This window comes from Cupriavidus sp. GW823-FHT07A04, assembly GCF_058794615.1.
Genome location: NZ_JBXAHA010000012.1, coordinates 143,964 through 158,167, shown reverse-complemented (window position 1 = coordinate 158,167; position 14,204 = coordinate 143,964). Strand labels below are relative to the sequence as shown.

General features: G+C 64.0%; 13 protein-coding genes. All 13 read right to left on the bottom strand.

Features of this window, described 5'->3' with window-relative positions; translation table 11 throughout:
- Positions 1-13: 13 nt before the first annotated feature.
- On the bottom strand, positions 14-1,360 hold the full coding sequence (locus AC1Q7Q_RS21660) for a shufflon system plasmid conjugative transfer pilus tip adhesin PilV (protein ID WP_492370997.1): 1,347 nt from the start codon (positions 1,358-1,360) through the stop codon (positions 14-16).
- A gap of 111 nt (positions 1,361-1,471) precedes the next feature.
- Complete coding sequence (locus tag AC1Q7Q_RS21655; protein WP_400103176.1) at positions 1,472-2,089, bottom strand: type 4 pilus major pilin; 618 nt, start codon at positions 2,087-2,089, stop codon at positions 1,472-1,474.
- Positions 2,090-2,287: 198 nt separating this feature from the next.
- Positions 2,288-3,415, bottom strand: a complete 1,128-nt coding sequence (locus tag AC1Q7Q_RS21650) for a type II secretion system F family protein (RefSeq protein ID WP_400096860.1) — start codon at positions 3,413-3,415, stop codon at positions 2,288-2,290.
- A 29-nt stretch (positions 3,416-3,444) separates the two neighbouring features.
- Positions 3,445-5,223, bottom strand: a complete 1,779-nt coding sequence (locus AC1Q7Q_RS21645; RefSeq protein ID WP_492370996.1) for a GspE/PulE family protein — start codon at positions 5,221-5,223, stop codon at positions 3,445-3,447.
- A gap of 16 nt (positions 5,224-5,239) precedes the next feature.
- Positions 5,240-5,698: a hypothetical protein gene (locus AC1Q7Q_RS21640; protein ID WP_400096862.1), complete on the bottom strand. Its 459-nt coding sequence runs from the start codon at positions 5,696-5,698 to the stop codon at positions 5,240-5,242.
- Positions 5,699-5,713: 15 nt separating this feature from the next.
- The gene (locus tag AC1Q7Q_RS21635) at positions 5,714-6,964 is read right to left on the bottom strand and encodes a hypothetical protein (protein ID WP_492370995.1); all 1,251 of its coding nucleotides are present in this window, start codon (positions 6,962-6,964) and stop codon (positions 5,714-5,716) included.
- A gap of 41 nt (positions 6,965-7,005) precedes the next feature.
- Positions 7,006-8,772: a secretin GspD/PilQ domain-containing protein gene (locus tag AC1Q7Q_RS21630; protein WP_400096864.1), complete on the bottom strand. Its 1,767-nt coding sequence runs from the start codon at positions 8,770-8,772 to the stop codon at positions 7,006-7,008.
- A gap of 43 nt (positions 8,773-8,815) precedes the next feature.
- A complete protein-coding gene (locus AC1Q7Q_RS21625) occupies positions 8,816-9,274 on the bottom strand; it encodes a toxin co-regulated pilus biosynthesis Q family protein (protein WP_400096865.1) in 459 nt (152 codons plus the stop codon).
- Positions 9,275-9,348: 74 nt separating this feature from the next.
- The gene (locus tag AC1Q7Q_RS21620) at positions 9,349-9,963 is read right to left on the bottom strand and encodes a hypothetical protein (RefSeq protein WP_492370994.1); all 615 of its coding nucleotides are present in this window, start codon (positions 9,961-9,963) and stop codon (positions 9,349-9,351) included.
- A complete protein-coding gene (locus AC1Q7Q_RS21615) occupies positions 9,960-11,228 on the bottom strand; it encodes a TraB/TrbI/VirB10 family type IV secretion system protein (RefSeq protein WP_400096867.1) in 1,269 nt (422 codons plus the stop codon). The genes AC1Q7Q_RS21620 and AC1Q7Q_RS21615 overlap by 4 nt, the downstream gene beginning before the upstream one ends.
- A complete protein-coding gene (locus AC1Q7Q_RS21610; RefSeq protein WP_400096868.1) occupies positions 11,228-12,040 on the bottom strand; it encodes a TrbG/VirB9 family P-type conjugative transfer protein in 813 nt (270 codons plus the stop codon). Before AC1Q7Q_RS21610 ends, AC1Q7Q_RS21615 begins: the two co-directional genes overlap by 1 nt.
- Complete coding sequence (locus AC1Q7Q_RS21605; RefSeq protein WP_400096869.1) at positions 12,037-12,753, bottom strand: VirB8 family type IV secretion system protein; 717 nt, start codon at positions 12,751-12,753, stop codon at positions 12,037-12,039. Before AC1Q7Q_RS21605 ends, AC1Q7Q_RS21610 begins: the two co-directional genes overlap by 4 nt.
- Before the next feature lie 154 nt (positions 12,754-12,907).
- Positions 12,908-14,200, bottom strand: a complete 1,293-nt coding sequence (locus AC1Q7Q_RS21600; protein WP_492370993.1) for a type IV secretion system protein — start codon at positions 14,198-14,200, stop codon at positions 12,908-12,910.
- Between the last annotated feature and the right edge of the window lie 4 nt (positions 14,201-14,204).

Below are 14,204 nucleotides of genomic sequence, written 5' to 3'. Positions count from 1 at the left end.
CTGCCTCCCTCGCTCAATAAGCACAGCCTGTCGTGAACGTCCCAACGAGCTGACCGCCCAGGTTGGCCGTATCGTTGCCGCTGTACCATGCGGCCGACGATCTTGCGGATGCCTGGGCGTACCACTGGCTCCCTTGGTCGACTGCGGCGAAATATGTGCCTTGGATGGGGGGCGACACATAGCCTGTCACGTTGACTAGGAAAGTCTTCGAGGTGTACAGCGCCCAAGGTGTCCCGCCCGGGCAGTTGTCCTTGGCGAAGGTCATGCCGTCCGTGACGTTCTCGATCTTGCGGGTGACCGTCATCGTCCCGAATGCCGTCGTCAGTAGCTGATACTGCCCACCTCGGCAGATGTAGCCTACGTTGCTTCCACTAGTGGCTATCTGCCCGTTCGTTCCGCAGGCCATGCCGGCGATGATATTGGCGACGGCCGTGCCGACTGGCTGCCAGATGCCATTGCCGCATACCACCAGGCCGGTGCCGTTGGCATTGGTTCGTGTCGATCCCGGGACGGCACAGACGGTGTTGGCAGTTGCTGTCCCTCGGAGATAGTTCTCACCGGTGGTCGAGATGTCCTTGGATTGAACGGTCCCGGTCGGATTGGAAAACCCGGCCGCGTTCAACGTCGACGTGTTCGTGCCGTCCGTGACCGTGACACTGCCGTTGCACTTGACCTTAATCTGGCCGTCAAAGCTCGTGATGCTCACGCAAGGCCCGATCAGGTCTGACGCGATATTCGCGTAACCGTAGCTGCCGAACCCAACCCGAATGCCGAGGATGCCAGCTGGCGTGCCAGGAACCGGATTGGGGGTGGTGCTGCCCCCCGCCCCGCTGAGTACCGCCGGCGCGGCCGGAAAGGAAATGTAGCCGTCCGAACCGATCGTCGAGCTGGCCGTGGCCAGCAACGGAATCCGTGGTCTGCCGGCTTCATCGGTCAGCGCTTGCGCCGAGTAGGCCAGCCCTACCACCTCGCAGTTGACTCCGGGGCACGCCTGTAGAGCCAGTTGAACCTTGAGCGTCTGGCCGAGAGGCGTCCGGAGGCCGAAGCCAGTTGGCAAATACTGCGTGGCGATCAGTTCCTGCACCGTCGGCGCGAGCGCATTCGCGAACCCGGGTACCGCGCCGGCGACAACCTGAGTCTTGTTGCCCACCACGTAGCGATTGACGGCGGTACGGATGGTGGTGGCATATTGGCCTGCGCCGACGGCCTGGTTGTCCTCGATCTCGCGGATCATCTCGGGCAGCTTCACCGTCGCAATGATCATCGCGGCAATGATGAGGTACAACCCCATCTCGATCATCAGGAAGCCGCCATCGCGGCGCTGCCGGTGAGCGGCCCTACGGATTCGGAGCTTTGGCATGGATGAGCGCAAGATGGATGTCGCGTTGGTGGAACTGTGGCGCGGCTCACGGCCGCGCCACTGGAGACTGCAGACGGACCGACGCTAGCACTGCGCGCCGGGCTCAGGTGGTCACAGCGCCTTGAGAAGCAGCGTGTTCTTGTCGTTGGAGCAGCTGATCTTCGACGGATCGACGACGCCACCGACTGCCTTCACGACCGAAGCGGTGCCGCCGTTCGGTGCGATCGACAGGAATGCGACGCTGCTGGCCAGCGAGGACACCAGCGGAAGGCAGGCGCTATCGGGGATCTGCGTCAGCGTGTACTGGACCGAGTCGTTGGCCGTGTTCACGGTGCCGGCGACGGCGGTCAGCGTGCCACCGCCCAGTGCCAGCGTCGGATTGGCGCCGCTCGAGTTCATGCTGCTCATATCGCGGAAGAAGCCACCAGACTTCAGTGCGGCGTTGGTGACGCCGGCGTAGTTGCCCTGATACCCCTGCTTGACCTTGCCGATCAGGCTGGTCAGGTCACCAGACAGCGAGTTAGCCTGGCTCGACGCGCTGTTGCTGGAGAAGTACAGGATCACACCGACCAGGGCGAGCGCGACAATGACCAGTACCAGGCCGACTTCGACCATGCTGTAACCGGCCTGCGCGCACATCAGGGTCAGTTTGGAAGCACCGGCGGCGCGAAGGCGCTGCAGTTCTGCGCGATGAACGGCGCGACGGCGGGATAGCGTTGAGGCTTGCATACGAGGTAGCTCCTTGAGCGGGAAATGGTCCTGGGTGTAAGGCCGCGATGCGCCGCCTTCGAGACACAGTTTCCTCGTCGGCGCCCGCAATTTCCGCTCGAAAGCGCTAGCAAAAGCGTCCTGATTCGGCGCGCCCGCGCAAAAAGCAAATCGGGGTGCCTCGCGGCACCCCGATGTGATTCCCAGCCAAGCGTCTGCCTAGCGCTTCAGGCTCTTGATCTGCGCTTGGTTCTTGAAGTCGTTGATCATGAAGAGCGTTGCGCCATAGAGTCCGAACATCAGCACCACGCACGTGAGCATCAGCGCGAACCGGGACTTGCCGGCCTTCTTCTGCATCTCGACTGGGGCCGTCGTCATGATGAGCGCGCCGACCTCATTGAGCATCGTCGACAGCTCCGCGTATTCCGCGATATCCACCACGCGGTAATAGTTGCGCTCGTTGACAATGCCCGTGTTGAACAGCGCGCCCTTGGAAGTCGGCTCTTCCTCCATATTCCGCATGATCTGGTCAATGTGCCATGCCAGCCAGCTCACTGAGTTTTGCCGGATGCGCTGTAGCGCGTCCGCGATCTGGATGATCTGCGAACCGATCAGCTTGGTGACCGAGCCCAGCGCCACAAAGAAAGCCGCGCCCTGGAAGTCCCGGTACATCTCATAGGGCAGGAAATGATTGTCCAGCCATGCGCGGCCAGGCCCAGTGTACCGCGGCAGCGACCAGAAGATCCAGACAAGGACGGCGGACATGACAGCGATCTCCAGTGGCCACCAGGTGCGGATGATCGTCGCCGCACCGAACAGGAAGCTGGGCAGCAGGCCGATGGATGCCGGGTCGGCATTCGCCGTCATGGCTTTCTCGAGCTGCGGCATGACCATGAATGCCTGAATGGCGAGGAAGACGTGCAGCAGCACGATCAGGACGAGGCCGGAGGCCATGGTCATGATCATTTCCTGCTTGGTCTTGGCCATCGCGACGATGTTCTCCCCCAACGACTGCAGGCCGGAAGCCAGGTCGCCGGCATTCTCCGACACGGCCAGCAGCGTCAGGTCCTCGTCGGGCACAGTGCCACGAATCGATTCGGTAAAGGTGCCCGTCTCCGCGAAGCGGGTCAGCCAGTACTGGGCCATCTTGCCGATCGCGCGCTTCTGGTACCGCTTGGCATAGTTCTCCAGGAACTGCGTGATCGGCACCCCACGCATGGCGCGCATGCTCTGCGCGAGGTCGACGTAGAACTCACCGCGCTCGCTGCTGAACTCGTGCTTGGTGGTAAATCCCACCGAGTGCACCTTGGCGACTGGGGCCGATGACGACTTACGAAAGAATGGCATTGAGTATCTCTAGTGCGTGTTGGAACTGCCTAGGCCACGCGGCGCAGGCCCGTCTCCGAGGCAAGCTGCATTTCGTACTGCTCGAAGGTGCCGAACTTGTATTCGACCTCGCGCGGATCGATCTCGCCGCGGGAGACCTTGAACATCGAGACTTCCAGCACCGTCTTGCCCGTGCTGGCCTCCTCATAGAATCGGGACCGGTTGAGCGAGCGCACGTAGGCCTTCAGCTCCAGGTTCTGCCGCTCCCGGAACAGCTTGAGCATGGTCTGATCCAGCTCGATCATCTCGGCGACGACCGTTCTGCCCTTGACACCGTGCAATTCCGGCAGCCCGGCCCGGCGGCAATGCGGGCAGCCCTCCGGATTGGCGAACCGCAGGACCTTCCGGTCGATACCAAACACGCGCTCGATGCGGGCAAGATACGCCTCGCTGATCCACTTGGCCTGCACATGGTCAACCTTGCACTTGGGACAGTTGATCGGCAACAGCGCCTGGTACACCAGCAGGTTCATGAAGCCAGGTGTCGCGATCACGTCGCGCGGGATGCCCAATTCGTCGGACGTGAGGCGCATGGTGATGGTGTCGATGGCGCTCGGTGCGTGCACCGTCGAGAAGGCGCGGTGACCGGATTCAGCGATATCTCGGAATAGCCCTGCGCTCTCATGGTCCCGGATTTCACCGATCAGGACCGCATCCGGGTCCATCCGCTTGAGCTGGCGCTTCACCGCCAGAAACGGGTCGTTGCCGGTATCGTTCATCGACCGGGACACGGAGAACTGGGTGGTGTCCGGGATGATGTACTCGACCGGATCCTCCACGGTGTACTTCGCCATGGTCGACGGCAACATCGTCATGATGGTCTGGGCGGTGGTTGACTTGCCCGACCCGACCACGCCGGCGGTGATCGTACCGCCGCCGAGGCGGCCGATGGTACGCTTCCAGGCCGCGATCTGGTCGGGCAGGTAGCCGAGCTCCTCGAGCGTGCGAATCGACTGGGCCTCGTCCTGGGTCAGCATCCGCATGACGATCTTGGTGCCCTTCGCGGACTGGTTGGAGGCCCAACGAAACAGCAGGCGGTGGTCGGCAACGTCCGCCCGGATCTGGCAGGCCTGCGGCTTGTTTTCGTTGAAGGCGTTCTCCGAGCCAGATCGGCTGTGGATGTTGTAGAGGTACGCCGACGTATCCAGCAGGTCGCCAGTCTTGATCTCGAATTCCCGCGGGCGGATCAGCTTGCCGTCGACCCGGAAGCCCACCTTGGACCGCTCCTGCAGCCGTTCAATCTCGAAGTGCAAGTCGGATGCGTTGGTTTCGACCGCGAACCCGACGATGTTCTCAAACTGTGACCAGAGTGCGGAGTTCCTGTTGCGCGAATTCAGTCCGCTGACCATCGCCTTCGTCTTCGGCTTGTTCTCCATTACCCCGTCGCGGCATAGCTCCACCATCACCACGGTGGATGCGATGTAGTAGACGGGCTCCGCTGCCTCACGTTTAAATGAAAGGGCCTTGATCAGCTCGTTGGCGATGTCCGAGTTGATCATGTTCTCGGTCAGGATCAGCGCGAAGCGGTTCGCCTCCGTCTCAACGGGGCAGATGTAATGCCGGAATGAGGCCTGAAGGTTGATCTCCTCGTACAGCTTCTTGGTGAACGGCGGCAGGTCGTCAATGTGTTCGACCGGCTTCGGGGCCGTCTGGTAGCCGCCCGCCGCGGCGCCGGTGCGGCGCCCATGACTAGCGGCCGGGGTCGCCGGAGCCAGGCTAGCGGAGAGCGGTGCTTGCGGCGCCTTCCTCCCAAACAATCGATTGAGCACGGTCGGTCCTTTGGGATCACATCGTGGGGGCCCAGACGGTGTGTCCGCCCTTGCCGCGTTGCCCGACAGGGGCGAGGACTGCACCTTCTGCGGTCAGGCGCCGCACCTGGTAACCGGCAACACGCGCGCCGGTGCGGATCGGATAGATGCGACCGTTCCAGTTGAGGTGCCCGTGGTAGTCCATGGTGCCGTCCACGTTGCTCACGCCGTAGATAGCCGCCACATATGGCTTCGCTTCCACCGCAGGCGCTGCGAGAACACCTGGGCCGCCTGCCGGCGCTGCTACCGCCGCACCCGGGGTGGCGATGCCGGCCACGCCGGCGCCGGGCTTAAGCAGTTCGTCATTGAGCCGCTTGATCGTGAGCTTGTTTTCCAGACTTTCAATTTCCCCCACCGTCGCGACGTCGGTTTGGGCAATCGCCGCCTGGCAGAGCATGGCCGCGGCAAGCGCGGTGATAATTTGGGTCGTCTTCACGGTCAGGTCCTTTTCTTACTTGGTGAGAACCGCGCCCGCCACTTTGACGGTCGCGAACGATTCGGCAGTGCCAGCCTTGCCATTGCGCTCCAGGTTGAGGGAAAGCGCGGTGAGATAGGCGTACTCGGGGAAGGTCTTCAGCATTGCGGCAGTGCGAAGTGGCAACTGCACGGTCCACGTCGCCTCCCGGTACAGACCCGGCACCGCATCTTCGGGAACGCCATCAGGGAGCCGGAAGGGCTTGATGTTGCCCATCTTCGGTTCCGTGCCGAGCACGGCCATCTTTTGCAGGGTCGGGATGAAGTCCTGTGTCAGCTCGGCCCGCGATCGGGCGAGCTTCAGCACATCCCCGACCGTCTTGGTGCTAGCCAGGGGCGCCGTGATCGAAACCCGTACCGTGCGCTGATCCGGGTCGAATGCCGCGGACTTCGCCCACTCGGCTGAGGCCGCTGCCAGGAAGCTCTCATTCGACGCCTGGGAGAAGTTGCGCTCGAGCCGGACCACACAGCCCAGGCGCGGGGTGTCCTTGGGTTCGCAATCCACCGACTTCACGCCCCAGCCACCGACCGACACCGGCAGTCCCCTCACCCAATCCAGGTAATCATCGATACTTGTGGCGAGGAACAGCGGCGAAGCGCTAACCACGCTGAGCGCTTGGGCATATTGTTCCGCCGGGGTCTGCGTCTTCCGCACCGCCTCTTCCGCGAGCTGCGTTGCCCGCCACTTGCTGTAGGTTTGCCAGCCGATGCCGATACCACCGAGCAGGACGAGCAAGGCGACACCCTGGATTGGCGTGACGCGCAGCTTCGGCCGGCGCATGGCTGCGCTGGGATCCGCGAGCAGCGCCAGTTCCAGCAGGCTCAGCGTCTCGATGCCATCCAAGCGTGCATCGCCGATCAGGCTGAATGGCTCGCCGCCACAGATCTTGGTGAACTCATCGATCAGCGCCTTGACCTCCGCGGCACGCAGAAAGGCGTGATCGAAGCCCTGGCGTGGCCGCCGGTGATGAATCCCCACGGCGACATAGCCGTCCTGACCGGGAATCTCCGACACGTAGATCAGATTCTGCACCCCCGTCGCGCGCAGGATGAGCTGCGCGCCTGCGTAGACCGTCGCTCGCTTTGCGGGGCGCCTCGTCTTCGCCGGGAGCAGCCCAACGTATTGCCCGGCACGGTCCGCCCACAGCATCGTGGCACCGGCCTTGCGCGCCACGGCCTCTTCACTGCCTTGCCGCAGCAGCACCTGCCACTGCAGGCCAAAGGCCACCGACTTCCCATCAATGGTAAGTATCACGATGCCCCCGGCGCTTAGATATCGGCGTCGCGGATCACCGCCGACACCAGCACGATGGTGGTGGTCCGAGTGCGGCTCTGGGTGAGCGAGCCGCCCAAGGCCAATGGCGCGCCGTCGCCCATTGTGCGGCGGTCGTACTGCGAGTTGACGCGGTCGAAGCCCGTCAGGATGAGGGTCTGCCCATTCTTGATCGGCACCTCCTGCGTCGAGCCCTCCCCGTTCACATTGGGCAACTGCACGGACTGGGCGCTGCTGCCGCTGCCGGACACGAACGTCTGCAGGCTCTGCAGCACCGACTGGTCCAGCGACAAGGTCAGCATCACGCTGTCCTTGTTGGTGGCGTTGGGGAACAGCACCAGTTTTAGGCCCGTGGAGTCCTGCGCGGTCTGGATACCGGGGGTGGAGCCTCCGCCAGAGATGGAGGCCACCCCCGGCGTGGTGTTGCTCACGTAGGAGAACGTGTTGCGCACGTTGTAGCTGATCGCGTGGCGGTTGCGCGTCGACAACGGCAGCTCGGTGGAGGTCTGGACCCGGCCGATCTCGGCCAGCGCGCGGATGATCGCCTGCGTACCGCTGCCCGCGCCGGACATGATGTTCAGCCCCAGCGTGCCGGCATTGCTGCTCACCAACGAGGCCGGCGAGACCGCGCTCAGGCTGAATGCCGGAATGTGAGCCAGGGCCTTGGTCAGCAAGGCGTTCCAGTCAACCCCGCTCTCCCCAGTGTCGGTGGTGGTGATCTGCACCGTCTGGACGCGCAGCAGGACCATGCGGGACAGAATCTTGATCTGTTCCTTGATGATGGCGTCGGCGCGCTCCACCGCATCCTGCGTATCGGTGATCGTGATGGTGCCGGTGGCCTGGTTGGCATTGATCGTCCCCACCCGCGTCAGCACGCTGTCGGCCGCTTCCTTGATCGACGTCAGCTCGTTCAGGCCGCTCGCCTCGCTGCGCACCGCGTTGGCCGTCTGTTGCGTCGTCAGCGCATTGCTGTTGTTGCTCTGGTAGGTCGGGCCCGACAAGGCCGTCGAATAGGAGTTCGTCGCCGGGGAAACGGGCAAGTTCCAACTCTTGGTGACCAGGCGGTAGAACTTGATCGCATTGGCCTGATCGTCGTACTTCCATTGGATCTGCAGCCGGCTCGCGATGTTGTCGAGGATCTGCGCCAACGGCGCTTCCATCCGCGGGAAGTCCAGGTCGGTAGGCGAGTCGGGCTGAACGATCCCTGCGCCGCCACCCGGTGCGGGCAGCGGCAGCGGTGCCGGCGGCAAGCCACTGCCTGCCGCCGGCGGGAGGCCCGTGGGCGACGGCAACGGCACCGGTGGGATCGGCTGGGCGCCCAGCGTACCGACCTTGGCCGCGCCCGTATCCATCGTGCCGCTCTTGGGCATGAGCGACAGCGCCGCGAGGTAGACGTCCGGCGTGATGCTGACGGTGATACCCGTGACCAGGCCGATGCGCTGCGCCGCCTCGGCGAGAGACACCCTCCCGGTGGGGAACAGCACGGCCGTCTTGAAGCCGCGCTGGAGTGCGCGCGGCAGACGGACGTCCCGGGCCAGCGGCACCGATCTTCCGACCAGGTAAGGACGGTTGACCTCCTGTGCCTGCTCGACATAGGCGCGATTGGCATCAATGGCGCGGTTGATCTCGGCGCGCTTGGTGTCGGCCTTGTTCGCCGCATTCTGATACTCGCCCAGCGTTCTCTGGGTCAGTTCCGGGGAAATGCAGCCGGCCAGTGTCGCAGCGGCAGCCGCGCACGCGGCGAGTTTGAAGGTGATATTCATTGGTTCCAATCCTTGGTGGGCAGGCGTTCCGATGCGGCGTGACTTACTCGGCGCGATCACACAGGGCAGTCGCCGGAATGACGCGCACCACGGCGTTGGTGTGGAAGCACGGTTGGACCGCGGCATCGCTCATGTCAGTGGCCCGCAAGACCTCCCGCACCGCGGACTTGAAGTCGCCAGAGAACAACGCACTGCCGACCAGCGGCACGTCCCTCTCCGCACTCCAGACCAGCGACCAGCCGGCCGCACTGGCCCAGCGGGTCAACAGCATGCGCACGTTCTGGTCGGCGGGGGTCACCTGCCAGCCCGATTGGGCCGGTGGCGCGGACGCAGAAACGGGTACGGAGGCCTCGCGCTGAGCGAGCCGCTCTGCGATCAGGTCCCGCTGAGCAGCACCCTGGGGGACGGGACCGCTTTCGCGGACGATGAAGTTGGCCGCGCCGGCTGAACTCGAGACCATCAGGCCCAGCAGCAAGGTCGCGCACGTTTGTTTGATGGCCATCTCGACCTCTCCGTTGAAGAAATTGATACCTGCTCGACGCGGGATCGGTGTTTCGCCACCCTTCCCCCGCTGCTTCATTTCGATGCCACCGGCGACGCTGGCGACACCTCGTTCCAAAGGGCATGGACGCGCACGATGAACTCGGGGTCTCCTGCCGCGCTGATCGATGTCCAGCCCTTGGCCTTCGCCTCCGCGATCGCCGCACGGATCTCGTCGTCGGAGGTGCCGGGGACGGCAAGCCGCGCGTCATCCGCATCCGCTGCGGCTGTCACTGGCGGCGCGATAGGAGGGGCGCGATCCGCCTTTGCCTGCACCGGCGCTGGAGCGACCGTGGGAGCGGGCGTGGGCGCCGCGACGGGAGCCGCTGCTGTTACCGCGGCTGGTGGCGCGACAACCTCGCGCGGCGTAACCAGATCCACGACATAGGCCTGGCTCGAGTTGACCGTGCGACGGATCTCGTAGCGGCGCCCGTTTGCATACGCGAGGATCTCCACCGGCATGCCGCGCACCAAGAACGCATCCTGGCGACGCACCGCGTCAGGGACGGTCAGGGCGACTCCCGGGTGGGCCTGGATGTACGTGTTGACCCCATCGTTGAAGACGATGCGCACGGGCGACTCGGCGCCTTGCGCCAGCGCGCAGGTCGCCGCGCCGGCCAGGAAGAGGGAGGCAATGGCTGTCTTGATCACTTTTCTGCGCTCCATGGCGACATGAGGGTGTCCCGCGACACCACGAACAGGAACTCGGAGCCGGCATCGCCGGTGAGCGTTGGCTGGATGTTCAGGTTGCGCTGTAGCATGGTCCGCACCGTCTCCGACAGCGACTGCGCGAAGACGGAGCCACCCAGTTGCGTACCGCCTGCGCCGACATTCACCGTGACGTTCTGCGACGACTTGGACGCCAGCAACGACGCCGCACCAACCACCAGCGAGCTGCCGAAGATCTTGAGGAAGTGGTTGTTGACGTCAGCATCCAGGCCGGACATCCCTTGCATGTCAGTGGCGGACGCGCCGGACAGTGGGATCCACGTGCCGTTGGGCAGGATCAGCCGTTGCATCGCCAGAAGCACGCGGGTCTGCCCGACCTGGACTTCGTTCCGATAGACGCCCACCAGCGTCGAGCCAGCAGGAATCAGCGGAACGCGCTGCGTGACCGAGTCGTAGACGGTCGACGTCACGCGAGCGGTGACCTTGCCGGGCATGTCGCTATTCACGCCCGTGATCAGCACGCTCCGAACCACGGTCCCCTCATAGACCGCGGCCTGCCCATAGGCCGGCTGCTGCCGATTGGTCAGATTCGGCGCGTCGTTCGCGGCTTGCTTCAGGAAGGCGCTATCGCCCGACCGAACGCTCGCCGCCGGTTGCTGTTGGCCCAGCTGCGACAGCAGCCCGAGTTGCCGTTCGGCGAGGGCGTCCGTGCCGGCAGGCTCCGCTGTCCCGGCCGGCCGCATCAGCGAGCCCAAGCCAGATGGCTCCGTGGCACTGGTCTTCTTCAGGGTCACAGTCGCCCCGGTCGCAATGGGAGCGGCCCAGATCTCTTCCTCACGGCTGGGCCCGCCAGCGCCGACGACCGGGTCCGGCGTAGCGAGCGCGCGCGAGGCCGCGCTACCGTTCCCCATCGGCGTCGGCATTGCAGCGGGCGTGCCGCGCCCCTCTGCCGCCGGCGTGCTCGCGCTGGCGTCCTCTTGCAAATCGCGCAACAGGCGCTTTCCGGCCAGTTCGGGTTCCGGCAGATCGGCCTTCGACACGGGCGCCGGTGCGGCCACGCTGTTGGGGGACTGTGGCCAGAACATCCAGGTCACCACCGCCGCCGCGAGGAGGATCAGCCCGAGAATATGCAGGTTGCGGCGAGCCTTGCCTTTAGTCAACGACGGCGAAGGTTCGCTACTCGCACCAGGCCGCGGCGCCGCCTTGCGTGCATCCTCGGCGAAAGGGTCTTTGAGATCCTGCGTCATCAGTTGCCCCAGCTCCACCGCGAGGTCTTGCGGATCACCCGCACTTCGCGCTTGCCGAGCTTCAGCAGCAGCTTGTTCGCGACGCGATCGACCACGACGTAGTCGCCCTTCACCACGTAATTGACCAGAGACGGCTTGTCGTCTTCATAGAGAAAGACACCAGGTTGATCCTGGACGCTGGGCAGCCTGAGGAAGGTTTGCCGGCCGTCGTTGAACACCGTGGTCGGCTTGAAAGGGGCGTCGCCCTCCATCTCATAGCCGAACTCATAGGCGGTCGGATCTGGCACGCCACCCAGCTCTTGCGATTTGAGCCGCGCCTTATCATTTGCCGCGGTCTCAACCTTGTCCCGCTCCTTGAGCGTCAGAGCAGCCTCCACCTCCGGGTAGTGGAAGGTCACCTTCTGGAAGCGCTTCGCGCCCGGTTCGCCCGAGCGCAACTCGAGCTGGTAGGTGCGCTTGTCGGTCACCACCGTGAGCGTCGTCACCAGATTCGGTCGCAGCGGCTTGATGTACAGGTTGCGGGGCCCGCCACTCACGCGCCACTGAATCGAATCCCCGATGGCCGGCATCTCGACCACGCCCTCGCCTGCCTCCAGTTCCAGGTGCGTGATCATCCCGGGTGTCGTCAACACCCGGAAGATCGCGTCGGGACTGTAGGTGAACATGACGATGCGGCTTTCGTCCGGCACCTCGATCGGCAGCGCGGCGGCCGACACCTTCTCGTCGGCCGACGCAGCAGGCTGGGGCTTGGCGTGCGCCGGCGGGACACAGATCGCGGCGCCGAGAAAAATGGTCAGGAGTCGTCGCTTCATTTCGTCGTCGCTTCATCATTGAGGTTGAAGCCGGTGATGTAGACGCCGGCGGGATCTTTGAGGATCTCTTCGCGCGTAGTCGGCTTGACCACGTTGAAGTTGATCGTCATTGCATAGCTGCGCGATTCGGGCGCGGCGCCGGGCGCGCGGCGCGTGGTGGTGCGAAACCGGATCAGCGCGGCATCGCCGCTGCCCAGGAAGTTGATCGAGAGGTTCTCGTACTCGCGCACCAGCCGCGGGTTGTCGCGCAGGAGCACGAGCGGGTTCTCCTTGCGACGCAGGTCACGCAGCTGGTCGCTCGCCGTTCCGATGGTCTTGGAAGCTGCGCGCGCCAGGTTCGCCTCGACCGTGGCCCCATTGATGGCAAACACCTGTTCGACCCACAGGTTCAGCGCGTAAGACAGCGCGGGCTGGTCCGGCACCCAGGCGCCCGATTGGTTGGTGTCGATGACCCGGCGCCCGGAGTCCGACTGGTGGATCACGACCGGCTCCACCGTCTTGAGCGGAAACAGGCGAATCGATGCCGCGCCGTTTGCGACCAGCGCCACCGCCTCGATGCACGCCACCAGGAACCAGCGATTGCGCTCGATGCGCGAGCCGGCGCCCATTTCATAGTGGACACGACGCGCGGCCTCTTCCGGGGGGCCGGGTGTGAAGTCGGGCGGGGCCTTGCTCGCGGACCCCGCGTTCGCGGATTTGCGGAATAGGTTCATGAGGCCCATTCTTGGACCGGCGGGAACTTTTTCAGCTTCGAATGCTGATGCGAATTCGCTCTGATTCGGGATTCGACTGGGCGTGTGGCGCGTGGCAAAAGAATAGGCCCGCCGAAGCGGGCCGTGGTGTGTTTGGATACGCAGCGTACAAGCGCTAGGACTTGCCTCTTCGGGCAGCCATCCTGCTCGCAGCACGCTGTCCACTGGTGCTGCTCACGGTCTTGAATGGTCGAGCCGGTCCCTGTCCTCCCTGGGAGGACGACCGAGATCCTCCGCCACTACGCCCGAGCAACTTGTTCGTAAGCATCGTAGCGCCCGCGGCTGCGGTCTTCACGCCTGGGATCTTCATCGCCACATCCTTCAAGATGCCTCCTGCCTCGCCCGCAGCCTTAGCCGTGCTCTTGCGACCATCCCCGGTCACCACACCGAGATTGCCCGGGAACAGCGTCGAGACAATCTGTGGTATCTGGCCAAAAACCCGCGATGCGATCAACGACATCCCGAGGATGACCAACGCATCAAGGGCAACCGTCAAGCCCTCCGCTGCTGAGGCATTGGCAAAGCTCATCGCCGCATTCATCCCTTCGAAAGGCGCACTCATCAACTTGAGCACCAATGCCGCAAAGAAGTTCAGCAGTAGGGCCTGGATCACAAATCCGATCCAAGCGGTAATCCACGGGCGGGTCCAAGCGGATGCACCGAAGGCGATGAAGACGGGTGCGACCGCTGCGCCGACCGCCGCGAGGAAAGGCCCGAGGAATATCACCGCAACGATGTCGACCATCGCCCGAACCATCATATACATTGCGACAACGAGCAGAACCATTGCCACCACAGTGCCCAGCAACACGCCGAGAAATCCCGCATCAAGAACTTTCGTGCAACCGAACTTCTTGATGATGGAAGTAGCGCCTCCTAGCAATGTGTGGAGCATCGTGGCGAAGAAGTCTGCCATTGCCACCCACGGCGAGGGAAGCACTCCCGAGATCGTTCTGGCCGTACTGCTGAGACCATCGATAACCTGCGGGTAGGCGCCCAAAAGCAGGGCAACAACAGAGGCTGGGACCACGACATCGATGACCACGGTCACTGGCGTGCCCTTGTTGGCGCCTAACGCAAGGATCATCCCCCAGAGGAGAGAAGCCACCGCGAGTGCGCCCCCCAACGCGCGGGACGGATTGAGCAACAGGTTACCGACACCCATCGCCGTGGTCGATAGACTTCCCTCGTAGTCCCCAAGCAGCTTAAATTTCGCGCCGAGCTTGTCCATGCCAGTGAAGTACTGTGGCGCCTCGCCGCATTTTCCTGCCCCGGTCGAGATGGATTCGAGAAAGCCGGGGGCCGATCCGCCGCCTCCCGGCGTGTCTGCGCGCGCGGATTGGATGAGAGCGACCGTCAGCACGAGCGCCAAAAGCGCCCGCAGACCGATCTGGACCAGGGAAGCCATGGGA

Coding starts and splice junctions, on each gene's coding strand:
- AC1Q7Q_RS21625 (WP_400096865.1), bottom strand. CDS start 9,274: ATGGCCATCAAACAAACGTGCGCGACCTTGCTGCTGGGCCTGATGGTC.
- AC1Q7Q_RS21605 (WP_400096869.1), bottom strand. CDS start 12,753: ATGAACCTATTCCGCAAATCCGCGAACGCGGGGTCCGCGAGCAAGGCC.
- AC1Q7Q_RS21655 (WP_400103176.1), bottom strand. CDS start 2,089: ATGCAAGCCTCAACGCTATCCCGCCGTCGCGCCGTTCATCGCGCAGAA.
- AC1Q7Q_RS21610 (WP_400096868.1), bottom strand. CDS start 12,040: ATGAAGCGACGACTCCTGACCATTTTTCTCGGCGCCGCGATCTGTGTC.
- AC1Q7Q_RS21650 (WP_400096860.1), bottom strand. CDS start 3,415: ATGCCATTCTTTCGTAAGTCGTCATCGGCCCCAGTCGCCAAGGTGCAC.
- AC1Q7Q_RS21630 (WP_400096864.1), bottom strand. CDS start 8,772: ATGAATATCACCTTCAAACTCGCCGCGTGCGCGGCTGCCGCTGCGACA.
- AC1Q7Q_RS21660 (WP_492370997.1), bottom strand. CDS start 1,360: ATGCCAAAGCTCCGAATCCGTAGGGCCGCTCACCGGCAGCGCCGCGAT.
- AC1Q7Q_RS21615 (WP_400096867.1), bottom strand. CDS start 11,228: ATGACGCAGGATCTCAAAGACCCTTTCGCCGAGGATGCACGCAAGGCG.
- AC1Q7Q_RS21600 (WP_492370993.1), bottom strand. CDS start 14,200: ATGGCTTCCCTGGTCCAGATCGGTCTGCGGGCGCTTTTGGCGCTCGTG.